The organism is Pseudomonas sp. NBRC 111138 (genome assembly GCF_001320835.1).
GTDB classification, from domain to species: domain Bacteria; phylum Pseudomonadota; class Gammaproteobacteria; order Pseudomonadales; family Pseudomonadaceae; genus Aquipseudomonas; species Aquipseudomonas paracarnis.
Genome location: NZ_BCBO01000175.1, coordinates 1 through 1044 on the forward strand (window position 1 = coordinate 1; position 1044 = coordinate 1044).

A 1044-nucleotide genomic window follows, 5' to 3' on the forward strand; every position below is an offset into this window, starting at 1 on the left:
CGCAGACATGGCTCAGGCCTCGGAAGGGGTTTGCTTGTAGTTGTAACCAATCGGGTGCGGCATGTTGCGGGCCTTGGCCAGTTCGATCTGCTTCTGGCGGTCGATCGCACTGCGACGAGTCTTCTCCGGCAGCTTATCCCAGCAATGGGGGCAACTGATGCCCGCCACGTAATGCTCGGAGGCGCGGTCTTCTACGCTCACGGGTGTGCGGCAGGCATGACATTGATCGTAGTCGCCTTCACTCAAGTCGTGGCGCACGGTCACGCGATTGTCGAACACAAAGCAGTCGCCCTGCCATTTGGTTTCTTCCTGGGGCACCTCTTCGAGGTACTTCAGGATACCGCCCTTGAGGTGGTAGACCTCATCGAAGCCTTCGCTGAGCATGTAGCTCGACGCCTTCTCACAGCGAATGCCGCCAGTGCAGAACATGGCGACCTTCTTGTGCTTGGCCGGGTCGAAGTTGGCTTTGATGTAGTCGGGAAATTCGCGAAAACTGGTGGTTTTCGGGTCGATTGCGCCTTCAAAGGTGCCGATGGACACTTCGTAGTCGTTACGGGTGTCGATCAACAATACTTCCGGGTCGCTGATCAGCGCGTTCCAATCCTGCGGGTCGACGTAGGTACCCACCTTTTTGTTCGGGTCCACGCCTTCGACACCCAGGGTCACGATCTCTTTCTTGAGTTTGACCTTGGTGCGGTAGAACGGCTGGTCGTCGCAGTAAGACTCTTTGTGGTCGATGTCGACCATGCGTGGGTCTTTCTTGAGCCAGGCCATCAGGCCATCAATACCTTCGCGGCTGCCGGAAACGGTGCCGTTGATGCCTTCTTCGGCGATCAGCAAGGTGCCTTTGATGCCGTTATCGACCATCGCCTGCAACAGGGGCTCGCGCAGGGCGACGTAATCTTCGAGGGTGACGAACTTATACAGTGCCGCCACGACAATCGGTTGAGTCATGGGTGTTCTCTCCAGGTGGCTACCCTCGTAAGGGGTGAACCGGATGCAAAAAAAACGCGCCGGCTAAGCGGCGCGTTGCGGATTCTATCA

The 1044-nt window shown here is 57.3% G+C and carries 1 protein-coding gene; it reads right to left on the reverse strand.

Annotation, left to right across the window (positions count from 1 at the left end; translation table 11 throughout):
• Positions 1–12: 12 nt before the first annotated feature.
• Positions 13–954: a rhodanese-related sulfurtransferase gene (locus tag APH41_RS27240; RefSeq protein ID WP_014719256.1), complete on the reverse strand. Its 942-nt coding sequence runs from the start codon at positions 952–954 to the stop codon at positions 13–15.
• Positions 955–1044 lie beyond the last annotated feature (90 nt).